At 44.8% G+C, this 26,587-nt stretch carries 27 protein-coding genes; 1 reads left to right on the top strand and 26 read right to left on the bottom strand.

What is annotated here, in order from left to right; all coding sequences use genetic code 11:
* Positions 1-77: 77 nt before the first annotated feature.
* From LEP1GSC050_RS01255 to dapA, 25 genes are all read right to left on the bottom strand, one after another.
* Complete coding sequence (locus tag LEP1GSC050_RS01255; RefSeq protein WP_010569257.1) at positions 78-1,136, bottom strand: alcohol dehydrogenase; 1,059 nt, start codon at positions 1,134-1,136, stop codon at positions 78-80.
* Complete coding sequence (locus LEP1GSC050_RS01250; protein ID WP_010569256.1) at positions 1,133-2,113, bottom strand: alpha/beta hydrolase; 981 nt, start codon at positions 2,111-2,113, stop codon at positions 1,133-1,135. The genes LEP1GSC050_RS01255 and LEP1GSC050_RS01250 overlap by 4 nt, the downstream gene beginning before the upstream one ends.
* Before the next feature lie 537 nt (positions 2,114-2,650).
* The gene (locus tag LEP1GSC050_RS01245) at positions 2,651-3,124 is read right to left on the bottom strand and encodes a hypothetical protein (RefSeq protein ID WP_010569255.1); all 474 of its coding nucleotides are present in this window, start codon (positions 3,122-3,124) and stop codon (positions 2,651-2,653) included.
* A 170-nt stretch (positions 3,125-3,294) separates the two neighbouring features.
* Entirely contained in the window at positions 3,295-3,765 is a 471-nt protein-coding gene (locus LEP1GSC050_RS01240) for a tetratricopeptide repeat protein (RefSeq protein ID WP_010569254.1), read from the bottom strand.
* Positions 3,766-3,811: 46 nt separating this feature from the next.
* Positions 3,812-5,725: a 1-deoxy-D-xylulose-5-phosphate synthase gene (gene dxs / locus LEP1GSC050_RS01235; RefSeq protein WP_010569253.1), complete on the bottom strand. Its 1,914-nt coding sequence runs from the start codon at positions 5,723-5,725 to the stop codon at positions 3,812-3,814.
* Between the two features lie 22 nt (positions 5,726-5,747).
* Positions 5,748-8,075 carry an adenylate/guanylate cyclase domain-containing protein gene (locus LEP1GSC050_RS01230; protein WP_010569252.1) on the bottom strand — a complete coding sequence of 776 codons (2,328 nt, stop codon included), beginning with the start codon at positions 8,073-8,075 and terminating at the stop codon, positions 5,748-5,750.
* Positions 8,076-8,280: 205 nt separating this feature from the next.
* Positions 8,281-9,096, bottom strand: coding sequence for a tryptophan synthase subunit alpha (gene trpA / locus LEP1GSC050_RS01225; protein ID WP_010569251.1), 816 nt, complete (start codon positions 9,094-9,096; stop codon positions 8,281-8,283).
* Positions 9,093-10,307: a tryptophan synthase subunit beta gene (trpB, locus tag LEP1GSC050_RS01220; protein ID WP_010569250.1), complete on the bottom strand. Its 1,215-nt coding sequence runs from the start codon at positions 10,305-10,307 to the stop codon at positions 9,093-9,095. The genes trpA and trpB overlap by 4 nt, the downstream gene beginning before the upstream one ends.
* 21 nt (positions 10,308-10,328) lie before the next feature.
* Positions 10,329-12,065: a proline--tRNA ligase gene (locus LEP1GSC050_RS01215; RefSeq protein WP_010569249.1), complete on the bottom strand. Its 1,737-nt coding sequence runs from the start codon at positions 12,063-12,065 to the stop codon at positions 10,329-10,331.
* Positions 12,066-12,071: 6 nt separating this feature from the next.
* Positions 12,072-13,760, bottom strand: a complete 1,689-nt coding sequence (locus LEP1GSC050_RS01210; RefSeq protein WP_010569248.1) for a site-2 protease family protein — start codon at positions 13,758-13,760, stop codon at positions 12,072-12,074.
* On the bottom strand, positions 13,754-14,923 hold the full coding sequence (dxr, locus tag LEP1GSC050_RS01205; RefSeq protein WP_010569247.1) for a 1-deoxy-D-xylulose-5-phosphate reductoisomerase: 1,170 nt from the start codon (positions 14,921-14,923) through the stop codon (positions 13,754-13,756). The genes LEP1GSC050_RS01210 and dxr overlap by 7 nt, the downstream gene beginning before the upstream one ends.
* Positions 14,924-14,930: 7 nt before the next feature.
* A complete protein-coding gene (locus tag LEP1GSC050_RS01200) occupies positions 14,931-15,845 on the bottom strand; it encodes a phosphatidate cytidylyltransferase (protein WP_010569246.1) in 915 nt (304 codons plus the stop codon).
* A complete protein-coding gene (locus LEP1GSC050_RS01195) occupies positions 15,838-16,563 on the bottom strand; it encodes an isoprenyl transferase (RefSeq protein WP_010569245.1) in 726 nt (241 codons plus the stop codon). Before LEP1GSC050_RS01195 ends, LEP1GSC050_RS01200 begins: the two co-directional genes overlap by 8 nt.
* Complete coding sequence (gene frr / locus LEP1GSC050_RS01190; protein ID WP_010569244.1) at positions 16,564-17,118, bottom strand: ribosome recycling factor; 555 nt, start codon at positions 17,116-17,118, stop codon at positions 16,564-16,566.
* The gene (gene pyrH / locus LEP1GSC050_RS01185; protein ID WP_020987014.1) at positions 17,108-17,857 is read right to left on the bottom strand and encodes a UMP kinase; all 750 of its coding nucleotides are present in this window, start codon (positions 17,855-17,857) and stop codon (positions 17,108-17,110) included. The genes frr and pyrH overlap by 11 nt, the downstream gene beginning before the upstream one ends.
* A 3-nt stretch (positions 17,858-17,860) precedes the next feature.
* The gene (tsf, locus tag LEP1GSC050_RS01180) at positions 17,861-18,460 is read right to left on the bottom strand and encodes a translation elongation factor Ts (RefSeq protein WP_010569243.1); all 600 of its coding nucleotides are present in this window, start codon (positions 18,458-18,460) and stop codon (positions 17,861-17,863) included.
* Between the two features lie 12 nt (positions 18,461-18,472).
* Entirely contained in the window at positions 18,473-19,384 is a 912-nt protein-coding gene (rpsB, locus tag LEP1GSC050_RS01175; protein WP_010569242.1) for a 30S ribosomal protein S2, read from the bottom strand.
* Between the two features lie 7 nt (positions 19,385-19,391).
* Entirely contained in the window at positions 19,392-19,652 is a 261-nt protein-coding gene (locus LEP1GSC050_RS01170) for a hypothetical protein (RefSeq protein ID WP_198012825.1), read from the bottom strand.
* 22 nt (positions 19,653-19,674) lie between these two features.
* Positions 19,675-20,058: a bactofilin family protein gene (locus LEP1GSC050_RS01165; protein WP_010569240.1), complete on the bottom strand. Its 384-nt coding sequence runs from the start codon at positions 20,056-20,058 to the stop codon at positions 19,675-19,677.
* Between the two features lie 11 nt (positions 20,059-20,069).
* The gene (locus LEP1GSC050_RS01160; RefSeq protein ID WP_010569239.1) at positions 20,070-20,291 is read right to left on the bottom strand and encodes a tetratricopeptide repeat protein; all 222 of its coding nucleotides are present in this window, start codon (positions 20,289-20,291) and stop codon (positions 20,070-20,072) included.
* Between the two features lie 4 nt (positions 20,292-20,295).
* Positions 20,296-20,676, bottom strand: a complete 381-nt coding sequence (acpS, locus tag LEP1GSC050_RS01155) for a holo-ACP synthase (protein WP_010569238.1) — start codon at positions 20,674-20,676, stop codon at positions 20,296-20,298.
* Positions 20,673-21,722: a CdaR family protein gene (locus LEP1GSC050_RS01150; RefSeq protein WP_010569237.1), complete on the bottom strand. Its 1,050-nt coding sequence runs from the start codon at positions 21,720-21,722 to the stop codon at positions 20,673-20,675. The genes acpS and LEP1GSC050_RS01150 overlap by 4 nt, the downstream gene beginning before the upstream one ends.
* Positions 21,715-22,539 (bottom strand): diadenylate cyclase CdaA, encoded by an 825-nt coding sequence (gene cdaA / locus LEP1GSC050_RS01145; RefSeq protein WP_010569236.1) that lies wholly within the window; start codon positions 22,537-22,539, stop codon positions 21,715-21,717. Before cdaA ends, LEP1GSC050_RS01150 begins: the two co-directional genes overlap by 8 nt.
* Positions 22,540-22,549: 10 nt before the next feature.
* On the bottom strand, positions 22,550-23,356 hold the full coding sequence (gene dapB / locus LEP1GSC050_RS01140; RefSeq protein ID WP_010569235.1) for a 4-hydroxy-tetrahydrodipicolinate reductase: 807 nt from the start codon (positions 23,354-23,356) through the stop codon (positions 22,550-22,552).
* A gap of 11 nt (positions 23,357-23,367) precedes the next feature.
* Complete coding sequence (dapA, locus tag LEP1GSC050_RS01135; RefSeq protein ID WP_010569234.1) at positions 23,368-24,252, bottom strand: 4-hydroxy-tetrahydrodipicolinate synthase; 885 nt, start codon at positions 24,250-24,252, stop codon at positions 23,368-23,370.
* A gap of 130 nt (positions 24,253-24,382) precedes the next feature.
* Here dapA and LEP1GSC050_RS01130 point away from each other — a divergent pair, with 130 nt between their 5' ends.
* Positions 24,383-25,381 carry an MraY family glycosyltransferase gene (locus LEP1GSC050_RS01130; protein ID WP_010569233.1) on the top strand — a complete coding sequence of 333 codons (999 nt, stop codon included), beginning with the start codon at positions 24,383-24,385 and terminating at the stop codon, positions 25,379-25,381.
* Positions 25,382-25,391: 10 nt separating this feature from the next.
* Here the strand turns inward: LEP1GSC050_RS01130 and LEP1GSC050_RS01125 are convergent, their stop codons facing one another.
* On the bottom strand, positions 25,392-26,573 hold the full coding sequence (locus LEP1GSC050_RS01125) for an MFS transporter (protein WP_040910820.1): 1,182 nt from the start codon (positions 26,571-26,573) through the stop codon (positions 25,392-25,394).
* Between the last annotated feature and the right edge of the window lie 14 nt (positions 26,574-26,587).

Here is a 26,587-nt window from a genome sequence, read left to right as displayed (position 1 = left end):
GCCGATTTATTGTTTAAATTTCCGATCGCAAAATTGCAGTCGTAAGTTTTGGATCGACTTTAGAATATGATGTTATATTAACTCGTTGGAATCAAAACGGTTCTTCCTAACCCTTTTCCTCCTGCCATAGAATCTAAGATCGAATTCGCATCGTTTAATGAGGCTAAATGAATGGGAACCGGAAGTAATCGGTTACTAGATACTAAGTTCAACAATTCCATAAGTTCTATTGGGGACCCGGTATAACTGCCTTGTATTTTCAGATTTTTGAGGGCGATGATCGGGGTTTGTAAAATGACTTCGCCGCCAAATAACCCTACACAAATTTGTTTTCCATTTTTACTTAATAACGAAAATGCCAAGGCGGCGGTCTCGGAGTTATTTACAAAATCAACGACGGACTTCGCACCGGATGTTCCAGTACACTTACGAATCTCGGCCTCACCCACACTCGAATTCATCGTTTGAAACGACGAATCAAACTCCCCAATCTTTTTCAATCGATCCGAATCTACATCCAAGAAAATAATATTGGCATTCGTTAGACATCTAACAATTTGTGCGGCAAAGAATCCTAAGCCTCCGGCGCCAATAATGACTAACGTTTCCTTTTCCGATAAAGGCAATGCTTTCTTTAAAGCGCTGAATGCCGTTAATCCAGCGCAAGCATAGGAGCATGCAACTTCCGGTTTCAAGTTTCCGATCGGAATCAACCATTTTTGGTCGGGAACTAAAATGCGATCCGAGTATCCCCCATCCTGATAGACTCCTAAGGATTTTGGCGACGCGCAAAGATGCGGTAAATCTGCCTGACATTCCGAACAGGCGTTACACCCTATCCACGGATAAACTAAAAAACGTTCACCAACGGAAACGCCTACGACTTTCGATCCTATTTTCAGTATTCTTCCGACGACCTCATGACCGGGCGTTAAAGGAAGCGAAACCCCTCGATCTTTCACCCACATTTTTTTACCCGATCCCAATTCGTAATAACCTTCCCGAATATGCAGATCGGAATGGCAAACTCCGCAAGCAAGAACTTCGAGCAAGACTTCGCTATCTTTCGGATCTGGATCCGATGCTGTATTCAAAACAAGAGGTTTTCCAAAATCGATTAATTGAGCTCGCTTCAAAATTTTTCACCCGTTTTATGATGGATTTTCCGACTTAATGAAAGGCGTTCATTTGCCTCACCCTGAATAATTCCTTCAATTACATTTGAAATTTCTCGAATTCCTTCCTCCGGCGCGGACAAGATATTTACTTTAGTAAAGAAGCCGTGAGTATAACCGTCGAAACGTTTAAAATAAGTCGGCACGCCTTCAGAGGCCAATCGATCCGCATATAATTCTCCATCGTCTCTTAACGGATCCAAACCGGCCGTAAAGATAATCGTCGGCGGAAGGTCCCGTAAATTTTCGGCTTGTAGAGGCGATGCCCGAGGGTCGTTTCTTTTACTCTTGTCGGGAATATACTGATTCCAAAACCATTCCATATCCCTTCGAGTAAGTCCGGGTCCTTGTTCAAAGGTTTTGTAGGAGGCAGTTTCGAAATTTGCATCAGTTACCGGATAAATTAAAACTTGCAGATCGATCTTCGGCCACTTTTTATCTCTAGCTTCTCTCACTATTACTGAAGCAAGATTTCCGCCCGCGCTGTCGCCCGCCACTACCAAGGAATATTTTTCCCAATCTTTCCGAGTGGCAATCCATTCCAATGCGAGAGTTGCATCATCGATTGCCGCAGGGAATGGAAACTCAGGAGCTAGTCGATAATCGACAAGAGAAACTGAACTTGAAGTTCCATTAGCTAAAGTCCTTGCAAAAGGATCGAAATCATTCAAATTTCCAACAACCCAGCCGCCTCCGTGGAAATAAAGAATGCGGGAATGGATTTCTTTTTTCGGAATATAATTTCTTACGACTAGGTTTCCATTCGAAGTTGAAATCGACGTATCGAAAATATCGACCATCTCCGGCCCTTCTCCTAAAAGGGAACGAATCGCAGAATATCCTTCCCTTCTCTGATGAGGAGTTCCTTCGCTAAATCCTTTTAGCCCCAAGGACAAAATCTTTTGCACGTACTCAGCCATCTCCGGAGCTAATTCCATATTACAATTCTCACCGAACTAAATTTCATTCAAGATTGGATATCTGAAGCGAATCAAAGATAAACTCAAAATTTGCTCTCGTCGTTCCAATTTATCATTCGGTTCGAAGGAATTAGAAAATTTGCATGAAAATCTTATCTTATTAGAAGGAAATCCTAGTTTGCAGTTATATTTAAGAAAAAATCGATAGTGGCAAGTTGAACTCGTCGAAATCGGTGTTGGAGCTCCTGCAAAGACTTTTTTTGAAAAAGCCTTGATAAGAGCCGGAGCCTATGATAAGCCGACGCTACGAAACCACCGATCCGGCCCCCGCCCAGGAAGGGCGGGGAATCCCTCCCCAACGAAAAACTCCTCCTCCGGAATTTTTATAAACTAGTAAAAAAGACTGTTCTCGGATTCCGTATAAAAATGATCCGGAACCACTCCAAATGGACCGGCAAATTTTCGCGATTCGACGATTTTGAAACCTAATTTAGAATAGAGAGCCTGAGCGACCTAATTAGCGATCGAAACGTCCAAAGCAGCTTTCGAGAACGTCTAATTTCGTTTAACAGCGTGTCGTATTGAGGAAGCTGCATTTCCCTTCTTTCTCCATTTATCGGCAACGGCAATATGTCCAAGGTAAAGTCTTTCGGCTTTAGGGGGTCGGATCATTCCTTCAATGGTCAGCCCTCGAAGAGCTACCTTGACTTCATCCAATTTGTACTCCCGAAAAATATTCAATGCAGTACCTGCAGTTAGGAGAAGAAATTTAGGTTGGAAATAAACGACTATAGTACCTACGATTTCCTCTCCGACGGAAACTACAAAATGATTCTTATGACTGATCGTATTTCGAACACCATGAAAAGCTTTAGTTAAAAATTGTTCCGGATGAATTTTACCCTGTTTGTATACGAAATCCCATGCTGCACATGCGGCAAGGCCCGAACTATAGATTAACGGCGGCTTATTAAGCATCCGTCGGAAATGCTGGCCGAATCGATAAATTTTCCATTCTCTTCTTATCATCTGTTTTTAGATCCGGCAGCACTTGTCGGATCGTTTACAATTTTAAGACCCGATAATTACTTCAGGATTAGGATGGATCACAGGCAAAAATACACAAGAATTTCTTAAACTAATCCTGTGAAAATAAGCGTTACTCGCAGAATTAGTTATTCGTCGAAATTTTAACGGGATCAGAACGCCGAGTTCAACTCTTCTCGCAAACGTTTTGCCTCTTCGAAATCGGGCTTGATCACGATCGCCTTATGGAGGTATTGAAGGGAACGTTCCGGACGATTCCAAATTTTATACAATGTCGCCAAGTTGAAAAGTGAAATGTGAGGGGCGTCGTTTAATCGACAACGTAGGGATTTTTTCAGCCAATAAACCGACTCCCTTTCTCTTCCTAATCGAAGGAGCAGAATACCTATCTCATTACACGGATTACCGTATTCCGAATTCGTTTCCACCGAACGATAAAAATAATAGAGGCCTTTTTGCCAGTTCGACCTCTGGTTTTCGATCAATCCCAAGAAAAAATATGCTTCATGATCTTCCGTTTGTTCTAAGAATGTTTTTAGTAGAAATTCGGAACGATCCAGATCTCCGATTTTATAAAAGAATTTTGAGGCTTCAAGTTTATCTTCAGGTGTCAGACTTTCCAATTATCTACCCGTTTTTCTTTTATTTTCGGCCACTCTAGCCAGGAGCTTAATTGTGTTTTCCGTGTATGACTTCCTTCTTTACTAAGCCTAACAAAGCTCTAGCAATACCGGTCCCATCTAGACCATATTCGGCAAAGATTTCTTTTCTTTCTCCATGATGGATCGGTTCCGGTGGAAAGCCGAATGTTTTCAAGAATCGGGAAAGATATTCCGGTGAAATTCTGTTAAGAAGATAGCCGGATGCTCCGCCATCGATATAACTTTCATCCAAAATGGTAAAGTATCGGACTTTCGAAAGTTCCTCGTCCAACGCTTCTTTTCCGAGCGGTCGTAACCATGCCAAATCGATGAGCGTAACGGAAAGACCTTCGTGCTCTAAAAATGCTGCAGCCTTTTTAGCCTCGTCTAGCATGGAGCCGATCGAGAGGATTGCTATGTCCGATCCCCGAGATAATACTCTGAACGAGCCCGGATTTAGCTCGAAGTTCGAAGTAAAATCCAAACCGGAAATATCCACCGAAGCTTTCGGGAATCGGATTGAAATCGGAGATTTATCGTACGTCTCCATGAAGCGAAGCGAATCCACTAAATCTTGTCCGGAAGAAGGGACAAAAACATCCATATTCGGCAAAGATAAAAGATAATTCAAATCGAATAGCCCTTGATGGGTTTCTCCGTCCGGTCCTACGCAGCCTGCACGATCAATCACGAAACGCACCGGCAAATTCATGAGCGAAACGTCTTCAACTAACTGATCCATGGCCCTCGTTAAGAAGGTAGAGTAAATGCACATATAAGGAATGACATCCCCGTTTGTCATGGCTCCGGCAAACGCAACCGAATGTTGCTCGGCAATTCCGACATCGAAAACGTGATTCGGGAATTTGGCTACATATTCTCCGAGTCCCGATCCTTCGATCATCGCAGGAGTAATCGCGGCTATCTTCGGATTTTTTTCCGTTAATTGAGTTAATACTTTTCCCACAATCTTGGAATAAGAAATTTTGGAATCATCTCCCAAATCCATAGCTCCATCTTCTTTTCGAAATGGAGTCACTCCATGATATTTAATCGGATCCTTCTCTGCCGGGCTATATCCTTTCCCTTTTTGTGTGATAACGTGAAATAATATAGGCCCTTTCATCGCTTTAAGTTTACGAAGCATAGTAACGAGTCGAATCACATCGTGACCGTCTTCGGGGCCTATATATCCGAAACCTAAGTCTTCGAATAAACCACCGGGCGTAAAAACGTCCTTGAAACCCTTTTCGACCTTTTTGAAAAAACTTTCCATTGCCGGTCCGACAATCGGAAACCACTTTAAAAAAGTATAAAATATTCTTTTCCAGTTCAAATAAAAATGAGAACTTATAATATTATTTAAATAACTCGAAATGGATCCGACATTCTTAGAAATCGACATATAATTGTCGTTCAAAATGACAAGGAGGTCCCTCTTTAGATGGCCAGCATGATTTAAGGCTTCCAGAGCCATACCCGTAGCAATCGAAGCATCTCCGATAATCGCTACAACGTTATAACCTTTGCCGGTTAGATCTCTTGCAACCGCTTCACCTAATGCCTGAGAAATCGACGTGCCGGCATGACCCGTATTATACAAATCGTATACGGATTCCTCCCGTTTCGGAAAACCGGATAAGCCTTTAAACTTTCGAACGGTAGAAAGTTTATCTTTCCTACCTGTTAGAATTTTATGCGGATAAGTTTGGTGACCGACATCCCAAATCAAACGATCGTTCGGCGTATCAAAAACGTAATGCAATGCTACGGTAAGCTCGACTACTCCGAGATTGCTGGCAAAATGACCGCCGATTCCCGAAAGGGTATCTATAATATAGTTTCGAACCTCGGCACAGAGCCGGGGCAACTCCTCCAATGGAAGTTTTCTGAGGTCCGCAGGAATACGGATGCCGTCGAGATTCGGTTGTTGCTGTTGCATGAATTCCGTCGTCTAGCGGTCATTAGGACTGCTCCGCAGCGTGAAGAGGTCTCCGTAATATTTTGAGATCTTCTTCGTTTACTAAATCGATCAGTTCATAGATTCGTACAGGCTTCGTTTTTCCCTTCACCTTGACCAAATCCAATTCTCTGGCAATTATACGGTCCTTGACCTTTTCATATGTATATTCTGAAATAATGATATTGGTGGCATATTCCTTATTCGATCCCTCCAAGCGCGAGCCCAGGTTGATCGTATCCCCCATACAGGTGTAATCCATGCGGTGAGAACTCCCCATATTTCCAACTACGGCGGGTCCGGAATTCAATCCAATACCGATATCCATCACGGGAAGATCCCGGCTTTTCCACTCCTCTTTCAAGACGGCTAACCTTCGCATTTGAGCGAGGGCCGCCGCGCAAGCGTAATAGGCGTGGTCTTCTAAAGGAACCGGAGCCCCCCAGAAAGCCATGATCGCATCCCCCATGTATTTATCAATCGTTCCCTTAAATTCGATTATGATCTCCGTCATTTCGGAAAGATACTGGTTCAAAAATTGAACAAGCTCCTCAGGTCCCATTTTTTCGGACATTGTCGTGAATCCGCGGATATCCGAGAAGAAGATTGTGATATCTCTTTTCGACCCTCCCAGATTCAAATTCTCCGGATTTTTGAGAAGTTCGTCCACGACATCCTTTGATACGAATTTCGAGAATGTGCTTCTGATATATTTTACGTTCTCTTCTTCCGTTAAAATCTTGTATCCGATGATTCCTACGAAAATGAAGAGTTGTTCAACGATCACAGATGGAAAGATATGCACCAAATTGAATTCGGAAAAATCCAATAGCGTCACAACACTATATAGAAAAGCCAGAACTATGATAAATAGAAATCCCCAAGAAGTTTTCAAACGAGGAAGTACTAAACCTACCAGAAAAGCCATACTCAAATAGATCAGAAAATTTCCCCACTCCGGAACTTCGTGAAGGAAATCCTGATTTAAGATTGTGTTGATTGCGTGCGCGTGGTGTTCGATTCCCGACATATCCCCGAACGGCGATAAGTGCGTATCCTTTGCTGCCCCCCGCCCGGTAGCATAATACATCGCGACCAGGAAAATATTATTTTCCACCTGGGCCGCCGCGTTCTCGTCCCACATCTGAACGACTTCGAAGAGTTCGGTATTTCGGAAAGAATACAATCCGCCCGCAAAGTTAATTTGCATTTGTCCGTATTCGTCTATTGGAATAATGACTTCGCGGGTATCGTTAGGCTTCGCCATGATATCCTTGGTTTCCCGCTTCATGGTTTTAAAATCGAAATTCGTCACCGTTCGATTCGGAATATTTTTGATCTTAACGTATTTACCCATGACAACGTCGGTATCTTTACGCACGTCCACGCCGTAATAGTTGCAGGCGATAATCAAATCTATTGAAGGGAAATATTCCGTTTCCTTAAAAGGTCCGGAGTTTACCAATTTGGCGACCAAAGGCATTCTGCGATTCAAGCCGCTTTCATCTTTCTTAATATTCGCAAAGCCTAAACCGGCCGATCTGGAACCGATCTGTTCGATGGGAGGTTGCGGAAATTTAAGCCAAGGCTGCCCGATATCGTCGGGATCTTGAACGTTCTCGAGTTTATATTTTCTTAAAACCTCGATCCGTTTTTCCAAATTAAGAATCGCTTCCTTGGATTCCAAACTGGTTTCCATCGGGTAGTCGAACATTACCCTTGGATTTCCGTCCAATGCTTTGGACATTTCATCCATTTGCCCGGGCTTATAATCCACGAAGAAAATATCGAACATTAGTAGGTTCGAAGTGTTCTTAAATTTATCGATTATGCTTGCATAGTTCTTCCAAGGAAGGGGCCAAACTCCTTCGAGTCTTTCCAAAGTATTGGTGGTAATTCCTATAATTTGGATGTCTCTTCGAGCTCCGGCAGGTGGGTTGTATTTGATGTATTCTATCGTGCCTTCGTCCGATTCTTTTTCACTTTTGGTAATTCCGCCTTTAACAAGATTAAATCTCCACGAAACTGAGGATTCTTCCAAATCCGAAAATGGGGTAAACACCACATACAAATCGAAGACAAAGAATGAAACTATGATGGCTAACCATAAACTACCGATCGCCTGCTTATTGGTCACAAGCTTTTCTAATAGTTTGTAAAAGAAATAGGCGGAAGAAAGCAATAAGACTGCCCCGACCAGCAGCGCTTTGAAAGCAATTGGAGAATTGGATAAGAACGCGTAATAAAGATGGGCAATAATCCCTATCACAGTCAGTGTTCCGAACACTATGTCCAGTACCGATAGTTTTAAGGGGGTTTTAGACTCGCTCATTCTTTCCTCCGAGTGGAAACTGGAAGGATTTTGACCGTTGATCCGGATTCGTCAATTTTCTTCCGGTTCTTGGGAAAGAAAATATCAACAATCTCGTCTCTAAGAGGTTGCAATCGTAATCAAGAAAAGCGGCCATTCGGGAAAAGATTTATTTTTGGCTTTTCCCTACGAAGAACTAAATTCAATACGCCGATTCGACTTCGATTTAGGTTTCCGAGACCCCGTGACCGCGAAGCGCATTCGAAATAGAGCAAGCGTAATTGTACAATTTTTCTTTGCAAACTTCCGAATTTGTTCCGTTCTCTTCGATGATCCTTTGCACAGCCGAGCCGATGATAATTCCGTCCGAATATGCCGAAATTTCTTTAGCCTGCTCCGGCGACGAAATTCCAAATCCGGCGCAAACGGGAAGTTCGAAAAGAGTCTTGGTAAATCGAATTCGATCCTCCAAACCTTCCGAAACGGCTTTTCTTTCCCCCGTTACTCCGTAGGACGTAACGTAATACACGAAACCTGACGCGAATTCGCGAATCCCTTTCATTCGGGAAGCCGGGGTCGCTGGCGTAACCAAATGAATAAGATCGATTCCTCTTTTTTTGAGCGATTTGAAAAGTGCATCGGTTTCCGAAGTGTCGAACGGAAGGTCCGGGATAATCATTCCTTGAATTCCGGAAACCTTGGCCTTTTCTGCGAAACGTTCGAAACCATAACTATAAATCGGATTAAAATAAGTCAGGTAAACGAGAGGAATATGAGGATGCTTTGCGTAAATTCTCGCAGTAGTATCCAAAATTTGATCCATCGAAAAAGGGTGAGCTAATGCTCTCTTGAAAGCTTTCTGGATGATGGGTCCGTCCGCCACCGGATCGGAAAAAGGAATTCCCAATTCTAATATTCCGGCCCCTCCTCGAATCAGAGCGTCGGCCCAATCCACGCAAGAATCATAATCCGGATCGCCCAGAGAAATATAAGGTATGAATGTGCTAGCGGTTTCTGAAAAGACGCTTCGAATTGCACTCAAAGAACTTCTCCTTTAATGATTCCCGTTAAGCGAGCAACTTCGGCGACGTCCTTATCGCCCCTGCCCGAGAGACAAATCAGTATATCCTTCTTCTTACCTAAATCCTTCGCTAAGCTCTTTGCGAAGTGGAACGCATGTGCGGTTTCGAGAGCGGGAATAATTCCTTCCACACGGCATACTTCTAAAAATGAATCCAGGGCTCCTTCGTCGGAAACAGTTTCGTATTTGACTCTGCCCGAGCTATGCAAGTAAGCATGTTCAGGCCCGACCCCCGGGTAGTCTAAACCCGCGGAAACGGAATGTGCAGGAACGACCTGCCCATTCGAGTCTTGAATCACTAAAGTCTTGGTTCCGTGTAAAAAACCGGTCTTTCCGAAAAGCATCGTAGCGGAATGTTCCCCAGGAGAACTCCCTCTTCCTCCAGCCTCGACCCCGTATAACTTTACTTTTCTCTCATGTAAGAAATCGTAAAAGATTCCCATCGCGTTGGAACCGCCTCCGACGCAGGCAACCACCGCGTCCGGCAATTTATCATTCGTTTTGCGAAATTGTTTTTTTGATTCCCGTCCGATTACCGACTGAAAATCCCTAACGATCGTCGGGAACGGATGAGGCCCGATCACCGAACCTACTATATAATGAGTATCGGCAACGTTGAGCGCCCAATCTCTCATCGCTTCCGAAGTGGCGTCTTTAAGTGTCGCAGTTCCTGAAGAGACACCCACGACCCTCGCCCCTAACATCTGCATGCGAATTTCGTTCAACTTCTGGCGACGGAGATCTTCCTCTCCCATATACACGACGGTTTCAAATCCGAATAAGGCGCCCACTGTCGCAGTAGCGACTCCGTGTTGCCCAGCGCCGGTTTCTGCGATCACCCGCCTCTTTCCCATTGCTTTCGCGATTAAAGCCTGGCCGACGGTGTTATTGATTTTGTGCGCGCCGGTATGATTCAAATCTTCGCGTTTGAGCCAAATCCTAGCGCCACCCCAAGCTTGGGTCAATTTCTCCGCAAACGTTAAAGGAGAAGGTCTTCCGATATAATTTCTTTGATAGTATTCCAGATCTTTCTTAAATTTCTTACTTTTGCGAAGTCGATTATAAGTCGATTCCAGTTCGATCAATGCCTCGGTGAGAATTTCGGGGGCGTATCTTCCCCCGAATTCCCCGAAGTATCCTTCTTTTTCCGTGAAGCTGCGTTCTTTAGCCATATAGCGGCTCCTTACGGAGGATCAATCCTCCGCCAACTCTTGGTATAATTCCTGGCGTAACCGTTCCACTCGATTTACGAGATCATCAAAACTCTTGAACGTAAAAACTTCTTCTTTATCTTTCTTCCTATTATAGATGGAAATTTCTCCGGCTTCGAAGAACTTCTTACCGACGGTAACTCGGATCGGAAAGCCGATCAATTCGGAATCTTTAAACTTGAATCCCGGGCCGAGGTCTCGGTCGTCCCAAAAAACTTCGATGCCCTCGCTTGAAAGAGCGTCGTAAAATTCCTTAGCCTTCGCTTCCTGCTCGGAACCTTTTCCCAGAGTCACTAGAGAAACTTCGAAAGGAGCGATACTGATTGGCCAATAAATGCCTTTTTCGTCGTTACACTGCTCGATGACAGTCGCCATCGTACGATTCACTCCGATTCCATAACAACCCATAGTAAGAGATCTAGCTTTTCCCCGCTGGTCCAATACTTGAATCTGGAACGACTTGGTGTATTTATCGCCTAGTTTAAAAATATGTCCTACTTCGATTCCCTTCTCCGCTTTTAGCGGCTTTCCGCAATCGGGACAGGGATCTCCCTCCCGAGTCAAAGCGATATCGGCAGTTTCGAATTCCGACTTCATTTCCTTTGCCGGGACATAGCCTTGAATATGCGCGTCTTCCTTTCCGGCGCCTACGATATAGGCTTGGTCGTTACGAATGGAAGAATCCAAAATTACTCTGAAGGACGATTTGGCATCGGAAGGTCCGATGTAACCCGGAAAGAGTCCGGCGGATTGCAATTCGGCTTCGGGTATTAAATCCAATTCGGGCCATTTAAGATGGGCCTTTAGCTTATGTTCGTTTAATTCCAAATCCCCGCGTAAAAAGACCAGCACGGATTCTTTCCCGTTTTTTAAAGCCACCGCTTTCAAAGTATCTTTCGGCCGAACGGAAAGAAGATCCGCGACTTCTTGGATACTTTTTTTACCGGGAGTCGAAACTTCCTTCTTCTCTTTCGGACCGCTTGGACAGTCAGCATCGGCGGAAATAAACGGAGTTTTTTCGCTATTGGAATTGTATCCGCAGTTTCCGCAAAGCAGTAGCGTTTCTTCTCCTATCGGAGAAACGACCATAAACTCTTCGGAGGCGGAACCTCCCATCGCTCCGGAATCCGCTTGAACGGGTATGGTCTTTAATCCGCATCGCTGGAAAATTCTTCTGTATGCGGTTCTCATATCCTGGTATGTCTCATCTAAAGACGCGTCGTCTATATGAAAAGAATATGCATCTTTCATAATGAACTCTCGGGAACGGATTACGCCGAACCTAGGCCTGATTTCGTCCCGAAACTTGGTATGAATTTGGTAAACATTTAACGGTAAATCCTTGTAGGATTTCAAAAGCGGTTTTACGAGATAAGAAAAGGATTCCTCGTGCGTGGGACCGAGCGCATACCACTGATCATGACGATCTTTTACTCGGAACATTTCCGGTCCCATTACTGACCAACGACCGGATTGCTCCCAAAACTCTGAGGGAGTTAATATGGGAAGTTCAAACTCCAGGGCCCCGGTTGCGTCCATCTCTTGTCGAACGACGGATTCTATTTTTTTTATAACTCTTAATCCTAGAGGTAAAAAGAAGTAAAATCCCGAACCTGATTTTCGTACAAGTCCGGCGCGGATCATCAATCGATGTGACGCAACGACCGCATCTGCGGGATTTTCTTTTTCAGTCGGTAAAATATATTTTGATGCTCTCATGCCAGCCTAACGGAAAAAATCGTAATAGCTGACATAGAATCCCAATCCCAATAGGAAGAAAAATCCGATTCTCAAGATTCCTTCCATGACTCTTTGGGGTAAAGGCCTACCAGCTACCGCTTCGTATGCAAAGAAAACGATATGTCCACCGTCGGCCACAGGAATCGGAAGTAAATTCATAATCATTAAAGCGATCGAAATCTTAGCGACGAATTCCCAATAATCCAGGATCCCGTTCCCCATAAAATATTGCGAGGCCTTGAAGAGCCCTACCGGACCCGAAAGACTATCCTTCACTTTGATCAATCCAGAAAATAGCATTCCCAATCCTCGAAGATTATCGGAAATCATTTTTACGATATCCTTTCCGGATTGAGTGAACGCTTCCAAAAGCGAAAGCTTGCGATCCATTCTTTCTTCGTTAACGTACATCGTGGCCCGGAACCCGAGCAGACCGATATTTCTTAATCCGAGAGTTGCTTCCCAGGAATCCCCGCCCATTTGCAATTGGGCCCGCTGCCCGACTCTACCCCGAACTTCGTCCAGAAAATCCTCGAAGCTTGCGAAAGATTTCCCGTTTAATTTAAGGTTCAAAAGTTTCAATTTCACTTCGGGGTCGTAGCTCAGCAGATTTCGAGACGACGGAGAGAGTTCTGGATATTTTTTATCCTTTAAATTTTTAAACTCGACGACGTATGCGGGAAGAACCGGCATCTCTACCTCTACTTTCTCCCGAGACCAGGGATTCAAAAGAGGATATTTTTTCCGATCGATTACGAGTTTGACTTTCTCTTTCTGAAACTTACCTAGGGTTTCCTGCAGTTGCGGAACCGTATGAACTTCCATCCCGTTGACGGATAAAATACGATCACCGTCGTTTAAATAATCCAGTGCCCTTGCTTGGAGAATTTTTTGACGTTCTTTCGATTCCTGCAAAGCTAATTGCTCGGGAGGAAGATCCCTTCCGACTGCTATACGCTCCATCCTTTCTTTTTGATAGAGTTCCGCTTCCTTATTCTTATCCAGCTTCGACGAGAGCCAATGATAAAGGCGATCGGACAGATCGAACTCGGCTTCCACCCACCGCTCGCCCGCAAACTCGATCCCTAAATACGCGTCCGGGACCGTAATTTCGAACGGCTTCCCGCCATCTCGCTCCACGCGAAGAGCGACTTCATGTCCTTTAGAAAGTCCTAATTCAGAAATGAGTTCATACTTGGTTTCGGTCTGAATTCCATTTACAGCCAAAATTTTATCGCCGCTTCTTAAGCCGGCGTGATACCCGGGCGAGTATTCGTTATAAGCCGGCTCCAGATAGATTCGATTTCCGGACGGATTATGCCCGTAAAGATAAAGCACTAATACGATGATGAAGCCTAGAATTAAGTTGAATAAAGGTCCGCCTATGACGGGTATCATCCTCTTTAAAGGAGGAGTAGAAAGGAACTCACCCTTTTCTCCTTTGACATTACTACCGTACTCGTCTCCTTTAAAGAGAACATATCCACCGATTGGAATCCCCGTGATTTGAAAAGTAGTTTCCCCGATCTGCTTTTTCCAGATTCCCTTGCCGTAACCGATGGAAAAAACTCTGGCCTTGACTCCGACGAGCCAACCCATGACTAAATGCCCGAGTTCGTGAATGAAAATACAAAGCGCGAGCATAAACACGGCGCCGAAGATAAGCGTTAACATGATTGCGTAACCTTTCCTTTACGGGAATTAAGAACAAATTCTCTAGTTTTACGATCCGCCTCTTCGTAACCCTCCAAATCGGAAGGAAATGAAATTGCGATCGTATTCAAGGCGGAATGGATTTGATTCGGGATTTCCGTGAATCGAATCTCGCCTTTCAAAAAAAGATCCACAGCGACTTCATTCGCCGCATTGAAGATCGAAGGTGCGGTACCGCCGGCCCGACCGGCTTCGTAAGCCAAAGACAAGCCTGGATACCGAGCCGGATCAACTTCTAAAAATTCCAAATTTCCCCAAGACGTGCTCGGGTGGGAGCGTAATACTTTCGGAACAATTGCCGGATAGAAGAGGGAATGGGCGACGGGAAAAATCATATCCGGGTAAGAAGAATAAACGAAACTAGCGCCGTCCTTCATCTCCACAATTCCGTGTGCAACGCTTTGAGGATGAATAACCACTCCGATTTTTTCATAAGGAAAACCGAATAGATAATGAGCTTCAATTACTTCCAAACCCTTGTTGATCATTCCGGCGGAATCCACCGTAATTTTCGGTCCCATATTCCAGGTCGGATGCTGCAAAGCCTGCTGAATCGTAACTTTCTCCAATTCTCCAATCGCTAACTTTCGAAACGGACCGCCTGAAGCGGTTAGAACGATCCGCTCCAGAGAATCCTTTTTTACGTTTTCCAAAAGTTGAAATAATGCATTATGTTCCGAGTCGACCGGTACCAAATACGCTTTAGAATTCTTTAATAGTTCGTTGATATAAGGCCCGCAGGTGACCAACGTTTCTTTATTGGCTATACCGATTTTTTTCCCGGCTCGAATCGCTTCGATTGTGGGTCGAACTCCGCTGGCTCCCACGACTGCCGTAATTACCGTTTCGATTTGGGGATCCTGTACTAATTGAGAAAGAGAGGACATTCCGTATAGGATTTCAGTATTGCCGATTTTCTTTCCTAAAACGAGTTTGTCCGCTGACTCGGCAGTCACGCAAAGAATATCCGGGCAAAATTCTTCCGCGATCGATTTGGCCTTGTCTAAGTTTGAATGAACGCTGAAGGATCGGAGCCTGAATTCTTCCGGAAAAGTTCTCAGTACCTTGAGCGTGGATTCGCCTACGGAACCGGACGCTCCGAGGATGCAGACGTTCCTGGTCATATAGGGATTAGACTGGAAAGCCCAAGGCCCCTTTGATCTGAAGATAAAAATAGAGCATAGGAACCGTTAGAAGAAGAGCATCAGCTCGATCCAAAATTCCGCCGTGTCCCGGGATTAGATTGCCGGAGTCCTTTACTTTGGCATCCCTCTTCATTGCAGATTCCAAAAGGTCTCCGATTACGCCTACAATGGAAAGAATCAAGGAAATCAGCAATACTTCGGCTCCCCCCACAGGAGTAGCTACGCCCGTATTTTTTTCCCAAATGAAATTCAGTAAAAATACGGAGAGCGCCGCGATAATGATTCCCGAGACGTAACCCTCCCAGGTTTTTTTAGGAGAAATCGCTAATCCCGCCGGATTTCGCCCGAACCATCGACCGCCAAAATATCCGCCTACGTCCGTTAAGAACGTGGCAACCGAAACAAGAAAGATATAATAAATTCCGTCATTCATTCCTAGAAGTAAGAGCAAATGTCCCAACGGAACCGCCGCATAGAAAACTCCTAAGACGGTGGAGCTAACGGAAAAAATGGCTCCGTCCAAAGGTCTCCTCAAAATTTGCAGCACGAAACTCGTGATGAACAATAAGATAAATGCAAGTATAACTGCATCGAACGGGGGCACGAAGAATTTAAAGTTCCTTTGAAAGACCATCGGAGCCTCGAACTTATTTTGGGCCGCGACGAATCTAAAGTAGTACAGCAACAAAATCACAAGGAAGAAAAAAATTCCGGTTCCCTTAAAAGGTCGTCCGTCCTGCTGGCGATCGGAAAGCCTATAGAACTCGGTCAGCCCTATCACTCCGCCGACTCCAAGAAGAATTAACGTTTGAAGATAATAAAAATCACGATAGAAAATCATGAAAAGATAAAGGACTACAAGTACTGCGGCGGATAGGATCCGTTTCGGCGTTTCACCCATTTTCTAAACCTCCAAATTTTCGAGTTCTTCCTGCGAACCATTCCAATGCGAGTTCAAGATTTTTTCTGTCGAACTCGGGCCAGAGCGTTTCACTGAAAAAAAGCTCCGCGTATGCGGATTGCCATAGGAGAAAATTGGATAGCCTCTGTTCTCCGGCAGTTCTGATCAGTAAATCTACGGGAGGAAGAGGGTACGTATACAAATATTTTTCAAGTTCTTTAGTGGTGACCGCCTTTCCGGATGAGACTTTATTCTTACGCCTCTCCTCGATCAAATTCCCGACTGCAGTGAGCAGCTCCTCTTGCGAGCCGTAATTCAGGCAAAAGTTTACGGTTAAATTACGATTTTTTCTCGTTACTTCTATGGCATGATCGATCTTCGTTAAGACCTTAGCGGATAAACGTTTACGGGAACCCGAATGCATAATTCGAATTCCCCTTTCGGCAATGGTATCCAAGCGAGATTCGATGAATTCCACAAGCAGATCGAAAATCGATTTAATTTCGGTAATCGGACGTTTCCAGTTTTCGGTAGAAAACGCATATAGAGAAACGTTTTCCAAACCGATCGCAAGACTAGCGTCCATCAACCGGTCGATCGCATCCGCTCCGGCACGATGACCTTGAGATCGAGGCAAACCTTTGGCCGCGGCCCATCTGCCATTTCCATCCATTATGACCGCCACATGGCGGGGAAGTTTAGAACTAGAAGAAATCACTTAGATTGTGGTGATTTCCTTCTCCTTGTCGGCCGTGACTGCGGAGATTTTATCGATGTAAGAATCGGTAATCTTTTGCACCTGATCTTGAACAGACTTTAATTCATCCTGAGATATTCCCTCGGAATGTCTTTTCAAATCTTCTAGAGTGTCCCTACGAATATTGCGAACCGCAACCTTCTTCTCTTCGGATTTCGATTTGACGACTTTTGCCAGTTCTTTTCGTCTTTCCCCGGTTAGTTCGGGAATAACTATACGAATAACGGAGCCGTCGTTCGTAGGTTGGAGTCCGAGACCAGAAGCTTGAATGCCCTTTTCTATATCCTTAATGATTCCCTTATCGTACGGAGAAATCACGAGCAATCTGGGCTCGGGAACGGAGATATTACCGAGTTGATTGATCGGAGTCAGGGCGCCGTAGTATTCTACTTTAATATCTTCGATAAGAGCGGGGTTGGCTCTTCCCGTCCGAATCCCGGCAAAATCCTTACGAAGGAGTTCCACCGTCTTGTCCATTTTGGACTTCATTGTGTTTAGAAGTTCGTCATTCGCCATCGATCTGTATATCCTCCGAGTTAGAAATCAAAGTACCGATTTCCTTCCCGACGACCAGATCTTTTAAATTGCCCCGCTTAAAAATGTCAAATACGATAATGGGCATATTGTTTTCCATACACAAGCTAAGCGCGGTAGAATCCATGACCTGTAACCGTCTTTTGATCGATTCCATAAACGAAACCTGGCTGTAGCGTTTTGCGGTCGGATCCTTCTTAGGATCGGCTTCGTAAACTCCGTCCACTTTGGTCGCCTTGAGGATCAATTCACAACCGACTTCGACCGCTCTTAAGCTAGCCGCGGTATCCGTGGTGAAATAGGGGTTACCGATTCCACCGGCAAAAATAACGATTCGTTTTTTTTCTAGGTGGCGAACGGCACGCCTCCGAATATAGCTCTCGGCAACGGAATGAATATCTATAGCGGATTGAACCCTAGTATAGAGTCCTTTTTTTTCGCAAGCATCCTGCAAAGCTAACGCGTTTTGAATGGTCGCTAGCATTCCCATGTAATCGGCAGTGGCTCGGTCGATCCCGACTTTTACCAAATTGGCTCCTCGAATTAGGTTCCCGCCTCCGACTACGATGGAAATCTCCACCCCGAGAGCATGAACTTCCTTCAATTCTTCCGCCAAGGAATGAGTCTTTTTACTATCGATTCCGAACTCGCCCTCTCCGGCAAGGGCTTCGCCGGAGAGTTTGATTAAGATACGCTTGTACTTTGCGGTTTCCTGTGCCAAAGTTTACAGGCCGCCTACCTGGTAACGGGTAAAGCGAGCTACGGTGATATTTTCGCCAAACTTCGCGATGGACTCCTTAACCAGATCGTCGACCGTCTTAGCATTGTCTTTGATAAATGCTTGGTTGAGTAGGCAAACTTCGGAAAAATATTTCTTAATTTTTCCAGGAACGATCTTTTCGATTTGTTCCGGCTTTTTGCCCTCTTCCTTTAGCTGCGCTTCGATCACTTTTTTTTCACGCTCGATATCCTCTGCGGGAACTTGATCTTCGCTGACGTATATGGGAGCCATTGCCGCAATCTGAAGACAAAGTTCCTTTCCCAAAGCCTCGAAGCCTTCGTTACGGGAAACGAAATCCGTCTCGGAATTGAGTTCCAGAAGAACGCCGATTTTACCGTCTCCGTGAATATAGGAAACGGTCCGACCTTCTTTTGTTACGCGGCCGGCCTTTTTTGCAGCCTTCGCAATTCCCTTTTCACGGAGCCAATCCGCGGATTTATCGACGTTATTATTGTTTTCTACAAGAGCTTTCTTGCAATCCATGAGCCCCGCGCCGGTCCGGTCACGAAGTTCCTTAATCAGGTCTGTGGTAGATGCTGACAACGCCTTCCCCTCCTACTCGTTCTTGTCGATTTCGATCGTTGCCGCAATTGTAGGCTCGGTCGTTTCCGTAGTACCGGCGGTAGCTGCTGCTGCGGCTGCTGCCGCATCTTCGGCTTTTTTCAGACGATCAGCGTCTTCGTCCATAATGAACTTACCGCTTTCATCATACTCGCCTTGGTATTCCAGAGCAAGAGCTTCGGAATCCAGATCTTCGCTAAAGCGAGGTTGTTCTACGACACCGCCGGTTCCTTCGATGACTGCGTTGGACATCGTCTCAAGGAAGAGAGAGATGGCACGAATCGCATCGTCATTTCCCGGAATCGGATAATCGATCAATTCAGGGTCGCAATTTGTATCGACGACCGCAAAGATTTTAAGTCCGAGTTTACGAGCTTCTTTAACTGCAATTTCCTCTTTCTTAGGATCGATCACAAACAGTATGTCCGGAATCGAAACCATATCTTTTATGCCGCCCAATGTTTTCCGAAGTTTTTCGGATTCACGACGAAGAGAGAGGATTTCCTTTTTGGTTTTTACTTCCTTTTCGAAAGTATTTTCGGTTTCCATCGCTTCCAATTTTTTTAATCTTGCGATGGATTTTTTAACCGTATTCCAATTCGTTAAGAGACCGCCCGGCCAACGATTATTAATGAAATACATATTGGAGCGGATCGCTTCTCTTTCGATTGCTCCGCGAGCTTGCTTCTTAGTTCCGACAAAAAGGACTTTCTTTCCCTCGCTCGTCAGACGTTTGAGAGCGTCGTAAGCTTCTTTAGCTTTCTGTACGGTCTTTTGAAGATCGATGATATGAATCCCGTTTCTTGCTGTGAAGACATAGGGAGCCATTTTTGGATTCCATTTGCGAGTCTGGTGGCCGAAGTGAACTCCGGTTTCCAGAAGGTTTTTCATGGAAATTACTGACATGAGTCGTTTACCCCTTTTTTAGTACGAAGAACAATGTCGCCACAAGTCCCAAGAGACTTGCAGGGGTAACTTGAACTTCGACTTTGATTACGTAAAGTTCTAGCCGAACCGCTTCCTGAAGGAGGTAGACAGAGAGGAAATGAACGCCTAAAAGACGATCCAAAAGAACGCCGACTACGGCTCCCGCTAAGTAACCGAGGACGATTGCAATGGCGATTTTTCCCGCTTTTGCGCCGTCCATAGGTCGTTTCGGGCTAGCAGATACCAATTTCGCAGAATTGACCTATGGGTCAATCTTTATTGGGAAGTATCATTTCACAGTTGCCTTCGAACACGACGCCGTCCGCAATCTGTAGTTTTGCCGTTTTGATATTCCCGTTTACTTTTCCGGTGGGTAGCATTTCCAATCGTTGCGTCGCGATCACATTTCCGGTGATTTCGCCTCCAACCACGACCGTCCCAGCCTTAATATTTGCCTTAACTTTGGCGCCTTCGCTTACCAAAAGAAATCCTTCCGATTCTATTTCTCCATGGAATTCTCCCGAAATTTCCAAGGGCCTACGGAAGTTCAAGATACCCGAAAAAGACGTTTCTCGTCCTAAAACCGTCGAGATGGTTCCGTGTTCGGTGACGGTTCGTGTGGGTTTGGTTACGGTAGAAGCTTTTTTGGACATTGATACCTTTGTTATTTCGTCTTCATTTCAAATACGCCGTCCCAATCCTGGGGGGGCGGTTCTGCGATAAATGCTTCGCAACGGCCTATATATTTTTTGGAAGGTCCGTCTCCGGGAGTAATTTCCAAGGCCTTTTTAAACAATCCCAACGCTTCCGTAAACTTCCGGTTCTTATAAAGCTGGAGGCCGTCGTTATATAATTTGAGAGTTTCCTTAAACGATTCGGAGACCATGAGTTCACTCCTTATAAAGAACTACTACGGCGGTGGAATAATTTTCCGCGTGACTGATCGAAACAGAGACGCCGCTATAACCTTTCTCGATGAACAATTCTTTCGATTTTCCGTGAAGTACCAATTCTTTTTTTCCGAATTCTTTCCCGAAAAGCTCGATTTCCCTCATATCCAAAGCCACCTTCTCACCGGCTTCGATCGCTTTGATAAAGGCTTCTTTGACACAAAATCTACCGCTTAAATGGGGAACAGGGTCTTTTCTGCCCGTGCAGTATTGAATCTCGGTTTCCGAAAAGACCCGCTTTAAAAACCGCTCGCCGTGTTTTTCCAGGAGGTCTCGAATCCGATCGTTTTCTACGATATCATTCCCGATGGAAATTTTCATTCTTCCTCGGGTGTTGGTAGCGGTTCTTCGGAATTCGGTTCCGTCTCCCCCTCCGTACCTTCGTCTCCGGTTTCGCTATCCAGATCGGGGCGAATTCTATATAAGATGGAAATCCGATCCGGAAAGAAACTTTGTATATCGACCGATTTCAGGGCAGGCGCTTTCGTTAAGCGAACTTTAGCGAGAACGGGTTTATTATCCGGTAATAGCTTTTTAGTTTTCGGATCGTACTTATGTGTACATGCCACCGTCGCGGAAAGGCCCTTGATAATTTGAATACTTCTGAGAGGGGTCTTGGATTGCAACTTTACCGAGATTTCCTGCTCGGAAAATTCGGCTTCCAAATTCTTATCCAAGGACTGACATTTTACCGGCACGCCTAATACAATGCTCTCTCCCGGTGTTGAAGAATTCGCGATAATGCTGACCCGAACCGAAATTTCTTTAATATTTTCCCGGTATCTTAGTCCGGACGGGAGTTCCGGAAGTTTTTGTTTTACCGTAAACGATTCGGTTTTATCCTTTAGGGAAATCGCAGGAAGAGTGATTCGTCCGAACTTCTCCAACTGTGCGTGGTTTCCGATCACTACCAAATTTGCCGGAGATATAAAGTGGGAAGACTTTACATAATCTTTAGGGGGATCTCCGGTAAACTTCACGTCCAAAGTCAACGTGCGACTGATATTGGAATCGACGATTATCTTAACTTTATCCTTTAAGCGAGTCACTCTAAGACCTGCAGGGACTCCTCCGATTCGGACCACGTTGACGATATTTTCCCCCGGGTGGAGGTCTGCTGCGGATATATAAGCTTTGAGCGAAGGAGAATAAAAATTCACGTAATCCCGAACTCCTTCCACTTTCACCGGGAACGTAACGTCCGAACCTTTAGCGATCACCATCCCGCCGGATAATTTGGGGTAATCGATTTTGATATTCACTTCCCGAACGAGAATTTTCGAGTTCTGAAGATTGATATAAAATACGATCGCGAGTATGATTGAGCCGAGTTTTGCCTGCCAATTATTGAGGAGGGTTTTAAGCATTTAAATCCTCCCTTTCGTCCCCTTCTACTTTCTTATCGGAATTCGGTTTTTTTTCGTGAAGGATGGTATTTAATAAATTCTTTAACTCGATCGGCTTAACCGGATGAATCATTTCCCCGTCGTAACAAACTGAAATTTCTCCCGTCTCCTCCGAGGTGACTACGACTACCGCATCCGATTCTTCGGCGATTCCGAGAGCGGCCCTATGTCGAGCCCCCATCCTGGCATCGTCCAAATTTTGAGCCATGGGCAAAAAGGCACCCGCACATGCGATCCGGTTCTGTTCGATGATCACGGCTCCGTCATGAAGAGCCGTATTTTTTTTAAAGATCGTGAGTAACAGACTAGAAGAAAGTATCGCATCCAATTGAACGGCTTGCTCGGCGATCTCCTTGAGGCTATGCTCTCTAACGATGGCAATGATGGAGCCTGTCTTATTCTTTGCCATGATCTTGGCTGCTTCCACGATTTCATCCAAATCGGTTACGGTTTTAAGGAGGAAGGGTCGAAAGAATTTCAGCCTCGCCATATCACCCGTAATTTTCCGGAGCTCCGGCTGTAAAAGAACGATGATCGCGAAGACGAGAGCAGGTCGTATATTATCGATGATCCAATCTAAAAGTTCGAATTCGGCGTACTGGGCAAAAATTCCAAGCAACCAAATCAATCCTATTCCGAGTAAAAGCTGGACTCCTCTGGTCCTACGAATCGTGGCATAAAATTGGTATATTAAAAAACTGACGATCAGTATATCGAGAATCACATTGATTCCGAATCGATCATTTTGAAAAAGGGTGATATTCTTAAAGAATCCCATTTTCAGTTTCCTATAGCCCTAAAACGGCGAACATATCGTAAAGTCCTTTCCCTCTTCCTGCCAAAAACTCTGCAGCCTTAACGGAACCGACCGCGAAAGTTTTTCGATCCTGAGCTTTATGCGAAATTTCGATTCTCTCTTCTGGAGTGAAAAAATATACGGTGTGATCTCCGATCACTTCGCCGGCACGCATCGTATGAATTCCGATTTCCTTGGGATCCCTTTCCGGTAAAATTCCGTGGCGACCGTGTACCACATTGGATTCGTTACGACCAAGGGTTTCCAGTAAAATGGATTTTAATTTTTCGGCGGTCCCGGAAGGAGAATCCTTTTTATGGCGATGATGGATATCTTGAATTTCGATGTCGGAGAGATCACCCAAAACTTTCGCCGCAATCTCCGTTAGTTTGAAGAGTAGATTGACTCCTATCGACATATTTGGTGAGTATACGATTGGAATATGCGAAGAAGCTTCCTTGAGAAGATGCTTATGCGCTTCGGTTAACCCCGTCGTACCTACAACGAGCGGCTTTCCTGCATTAATGCAACTTTCCAGCACGTCGGAGAGAACTTCTCTGATGGAAAAATCGATGACGATATCCGAAGCGGAGATCGCCTTGTTTAGATCGTCCGTAAACGGAATCTGATTCGGCTTCAGTCCGGAATGCAAACCTGAATCTAATCCGAGATACACGGATCCTTTACTGACCACGGCTGCCGAAAGTTCGGAAACTTTCGACTGAGATAGAACTTGGATGATGGCAGTTCCCATCCTTCCCGAAGCTCCGATAACCGCGACCCGATTTTTTGCCGTCAAAATATTCTCCCCTAGTTATAACCTTTTCCGATTAGGTCGGAAATGGTTTTTTTTAGTTTTTCCGCTGACGCATTTTGAGTGAGAGGAGTTAAAGGAAGACGAATTTCCGAAGAACAATAACCGTTCCAACTCATAGCTGCCTTAATCGGTATCGGATTCGTTTCGGTAAACGCGAGCGCGAATAATTCCAAGAAATCGTAATGAATCTTTTGTGCCGCCTGCATATCTCCTTTTTGAAACGAATCTATCAGTTTCACTATGCTCGCAGGAAACAGATTCGATATCACGGAAACGACCCCGACTCCCCCGACGGACAACAAAGGCAAAGTTAGATTGTCGTCTCCCGAAAGTACGGTCATTTTATTTCCGACCAAGGAAATTAATTTTGCCATTTGACCCAGATCTCCGGTAGCTTCTTTCATGGAACGAATTTGCGGATGTTCCGAAAGTCTAAGAACGGTCTCGGGCAGCAGATTTACGCTCGTCCTACCCGGAATATTATATAACATGATCGGAACAGAAGAATGATCCGCGATTTCCTTGAAATGAAGATACATCCCTTCCTGAGTCGGTTTATTATAATAAGGATTGACCTGCAAAATTCCGTCTACGCCGTCCGTGCAAGCCTCTTCGGTTAACGATATTGCTTCCCGAGTCGAATTGGAACCCGTGCCCGCGACGACTTGGATCCTTTTTTTTACGATTCGGACCGTCTCCCGAATCAATTCTTCGTGCTCATCGTGGGACAAAGTCGGAGATTCACCCGTCGTACCGCACGGTACGACTCCGGTAACCCCGCCTTTTATCTGCTTTTCCAAGAGAGAAAAATAAGAGTCATAGTCGATTTTTCCGTTCTTGAAAGGAGTGATGATGGCTGTATAAACGCCTCGAAACATAATTTGTAAATTCCTTGGCCCCGGGTGATTTGGCAATAAAAATACCCCGGTTCTCTATCTTGGCCGTTTCGGCCCCCTAAATCCGATTCCGAGTTGCTTTAGGTCGCGATATGGCAATTCTGGTAGGTCGATGCTCGTTTCCGCAGAATTATTGACTTCCTACTCGGCGACGTTTCTTCTCTCGCTAGGACTCTGTAAACTTTATATCGGTTCTAAAAGAATCACGATTTCTGACATCCCGAACGAACGCAGTATGCACCAAGCCGCCACGAAGAAGTCCGGCGGGATTTGGATCTTCGCTTCATTCAGTTTCATTCTAGGAGTCTTTAGTTACTTTGGAATAGCGGAATTTCCCTGGCACTGGTGGACCGGAATTTTATTCTTTTTCTTAATCGGATTAGGCGACGATGTTAAGGGACTAAGTCCCTATCTTCGATTCGGAGCGGAATTTATTTTCTTGGCGGCCTGGGTAAGCCTCGCTCCGTTTCGAATCTCACTATTCGGTTATGATTTAGGGGTCTCTCCGGGCGGTTTCGGCGAGGTTACTTTAATCTCTCTCTATCTACTTTTCTTCATCAATCTATGTAATTTCATGGACGGGTTAGATACGTATCTAACTACAAATTTAATTTTCATGGCTTTCGCGACGGCGATAGTAACCGGTAGCGACCTTCCGTTTTCGTACTTTTTAGTTTTTGCCGCCTTGTTCGGTTTTCTAGCCTGGAATTTACCTAAGGCCAAACTATTCTTAGGCGATTCGGGTTCTTTATTTTTAGGATTTGCCTTAAGCGCCCTACCTTTCGACGTCGCAAGATCGAAAGCATTCGAATTTTCCGATCTTTTCTTTTTTGCTCCCGTTTTTTTTACCGACGGCCTATTAACGATCTTAGTTAGATTGTATAAAAAAGAGAATATTTTCCGAGCGCATCGCTCTCATTTATATCAGCTTTTTGCGATTACGACCCATAACAAAGGATGGGTATCGCTCGGGTTTACGCTCGCAAACATTCCTGCATTGCTAATCTGGGCTTTTGCTCCCAAATACTGGTCCGTATTTTTAACCATATTCCTATATTCAATCTGCTACGTTTATTTCAGAAGAGAACTGCTGCTTAAAAAAGCGATATAAACTAAGAATATTAGAATGTTCTTCTAATTTCTCCCATCCGCCAGCTCATATATAACAACGCGGCAAGTTCCATTAAACCGGCCCAAACGAAGGTCGACGAAATACCGATTCGATCCGAAAAGAAACCAGCAAGAACTCCGGTAATAGCCGGCGTTAAGAGAAATACCAGACTATAAATGGATAGAATCCGTCCGCGTATATAGTTCTCCGTATGTTGCTGAATTCCTGCGGGAATGATCGTAATGATCACTCCGGTAAGACTTCCGAATACGAATAAAACGAAGGTCGTTAAAAGCAGACTCGAAGATAAAAACGGAAGTCCGGCAAAGAGAAGACTACCGATGAAGGCTGCGCCGAATAAGATATGCCCCTTCTTTCGAATTCCATGTACGAAGAACGTTGCAGAACCTCCTAAAACGAGACCGATTCCTAAGGAAGTAAGAAGCGCCCCTCTCGCAGATTCGGATAATCCCAAAACTTCCTTGGCATACTTAGGCAAAAGAACTTGAATCGGCCCCACGAGCATTACCACCGTTCCGAGTAAATACAGGAACTGTCGAACTAACTCGGATCGCTTAAGGTAGGCGAATATTTGACTTACATTCGTTACCTGATTTTGAGCATTCCTCCCCTTTGAGTCCAAAGGAAGAAACGCGAGTAGTATTACGCTTATTAAATATGCGCATCCGATGCCTAAAAAAACTTGTTTGAAGGGTAGGAATTCCCTCAAAGATCCTGCGGCTAATGGTGCTAATCCGTATCCGAATAATACTAATGTGTTTAACCAAACGCTATGTTTTCCGATCTTTGAATGATCTACCAGATCTCCCAGAATCGCAAATCTTCCCGGCATCACGAACGCCAGCCCGATTCCGGAGAGAACGGAAGGAATCAAAAGAAGATATGGTCGTCCTTTAGCGATCCAATCCAGCTCCAAAGACAAGGCGGCAAAGCCCGCTCCGACCGCCATCGAGAGTTGAGCGATTCCTAGTACCCATTTTCTAGAATAGCGATCTAATAAGCGACCGGCCGGAAAACTTAAAAACAAAAGGGGAATGCATACGCAAAAAAACACCCAACCGGAAAAAGCATCCGAATCCGAAACGTTCTGGGATAAAATAATAGCGGTATAATTATACATATTCCCGGCTAGAAGACCGAGAATCGAAGATAAATAATAAAGTAAAATCACCAATGCCGACGTTT

It is taken from the genome of Leptospira broomii serovar Hurstbridge str. 5399 (genome assembly GCF_000243715.2).
Classification (GTDB): domain Bacteria; phylum Spirochaetota; class Leptospiria; order Leptospirales; family Leptospiraceae; genus Leptospira_B; species Leptospira_B broomii.
The sequence above is the reverse complement of the archived record's forward strand: the minus strand, read 5'-3'. Positions and strand labels throughout refer to the sequence as shown.

What these genes read in the sequence shown, in the direction of transcription:
- LEP1GSC050_RS01250 (WP_010569256.1), bottom strand. Translation starts at nt 2,113, where the DNA reads ATGGAATTAGCTCCGGAGATGGCTGAGTACGTGCAAAAGATTTTGTCC.
- LEP1GSC050_RS01245 (WP_010569255.1), bottom strand. Translation starts at nt 3,124, where the DNA reads ATGATAAGAAGAGAATGGAAAATTTATCGATTCGGCCAGCATTTCCGA.
- dxs (WP_010569253.1), bottom strand. Translation starts at nt 5,725, where the DNA reads ATGCAACAGCAACAACCGAATCTCGACGGCATCCGTATTCCTGCGGAC.
- LEP1GSC050_RS01230 (WP_010569252.1), bottom strand. Translation starts at nt 8,075, where the DNA reads ATGAGCGAGTCTAAAACCCCCTTAAAACTATCGGTACTGGACATAGTG.
- trpB (WP_010569250.1), bottom strand. Translation starts at nt 10,307, where the DNA reads ATGGCTAAAGAACGCAGCTTCACGGAAAAAGAAGGATACTTCGGGGAA.
- LEP1GSC050_RS01215 (WP_010569249.1), bottom strand. Translation starts at nt 12,065, where the DNA reads ATGAGAGCATCAAAATATATTTTACCGACTGAAAAAGAAAATCCCGCA.
- LEP1GSC050_RS01210 (WP_010569248.1), bottom strand. Translation starts at nt 13,760, where the DNA reads ATGTTAACGCTTATCTTCGGCGCCGTGTTTATGCTCGCGCTTTGTATT.
- dxr (WP_010569247.1), bottom strand. Translation starts at nt 14,923, where the DNA reads ATGACCAGGAACGTCTGCATCCTCGGAGCGTCCGGTTCCGTAGGCGAA.
- LEP1GSC050_RS01200 (WP_010569246.1), bottom strand. Translation starts at nt 15,845, where the DNA reads ATGGGTGAAACGCCGAAACGGATCCTATCCGCCGCAGTACTTGTAGTC.
- frr (WP_010569244.1), bottom strand. Translation starts at nt 17,118, where the DNA reads ATGGCGAATGACGAACTTCTAAACACAATGAAGTCCAAAATGGACAAG.
- rpsB (WP_010569242.1), bottom strand. Translation starts at nt 19,384, where the DNA reads ATGTCAGTAATTTCCATGAAAAACCTTCTGGAAACCGGAGTTCACTTC.
- LEP1GSC050_RS01165 (WP_010569240.1), bottom strand. Translation starts at nt 20,058, where the DNA reads ATGTCCAAAAAAGCTTCTACCGTAACCAAACCCACACGAACCGTCACC.
- LEP1GSC050_RS01160 (WP_010569239.1), bottom strand. Translation starts at nt 20,291, where the DNA reads ATGGTCTCCGAATCGTTTAAGGAAACTCTCAAATTATATAACGACGGC.
- acpS (WP_010569238.1), bottom strand. Translation starts at nt 20,676, where the DNA reads ATGAAAATTTCCATCGGGAATGATATCGTAGAAAACGATCGGATTCGA.
- LEP1GSC050_RS01150 (WP_010569237.1), bottom strand. Translation starts at nt 21,722, where the DNA reads ATGCTTAAAACCCTCCTCAATAATTGGCAGGCAAAACTCGGCTCAATC.
- cdaA (WP_010569236.1), bottom strand. Translation starts at nt 22,539, where the DNA reads ATGGGATTCTTTAAGAATATCACCCTTTTTCAAAATGATCGATTCGGA.
- dapA (WP_010569234.1), bottom strand. Translation starts at nt 24,252, where the DNA reads ATGTTTCGAGGCGTTTATACAGCCATCATCACTCCTTTCAAGAACGGA.
- LEP1GSC050_RS01130 (WP_010569233.1), top strand. Translation starts at nt 24,383, where the DNA reads ATGCTCGTTTCCGCAGAATTATTGACTTCCTACTCGGCGACGTTTCTT.